At 36.8% G+C, this 804-nt stretch carries 1 protein-coding gene; it reads right to left on the bottom strand.

From position 1 onward, the window contains the following. On the bottom strand, positions 1-804 hold an 804-nt coding region (locus AC1DQW_RS27825; protein ID WP_477457044.1), incomplete at both ends, for a glycosyltransferase.

The raw sequence follows: 804 nt of genomic DNA, 5'->3' as shown, positions 1-804 counted from the left end.
CTGTCCTATTTTATCCAGTGCGAACCGATTAATTATATCGGCTTTAATTTTATCATGTTCCCACGTTTGGTTACACGCACGAATGATTAGTCTTTTTAAATTAAGAACATCATTTTGTTCGGCTACAAAACCATTGAAACCCTCTTCAATCAATTCTGCAACACCACCAACCCTAAAAGTAACTACCGGAACTCCTACAGATAATGATTCGAGGAGTACATTCGGAAAACCCTCGGTAAACGAGCTCAAAACCATCAAATCGTGTTGAGAAACTTTTAAAGCGACATTTTCTATTTTGCCAGTAAAAAACACCCGGCTTTCAAGATCATTTGAGCTTACCTGTGCTTTAAGAGCATTCATCAGCGGGCCATCACCAATAATTGTTAAAACGTAATTTTGAGGTAAATCCTTAATAACTTCAAGCAACCTAAACAAACCTTTTTCTCTTGAGAGACGGCTAACCACAACTAATCGCTTTAAACCCGATATATTACGGCGATCTTTTAAAGTACAGGACTGGATAACAGGATTATGGATGACTATTAACTTACTAGGACGAATACGGTATAAGGCTGCTAATGAGCGCCGCATTTCTTCTGACTGACAGACAATGAAATTAAACTTAAAGAATAAAAATCTTGAAAAAAAGTTATAGAACCTGGCCTTAAAGCCATAAAACTCCCTCATTTGCTTAGGGTTGTTAGATGCCCGCGCTATTAAATGGGGTAGCTTTATAAAACAGGCTATCATTGCTATTAATACATTAATATGATCTGTTGTTGAAAAAACCGCATAAGGTTTTTC

Source organism: Mucilaginibacter sp. P5_A4 (assembly GCF_056400605.1).
This window is presented reverse-complemented; position numbering and strand designations above follow the sequence as displayed.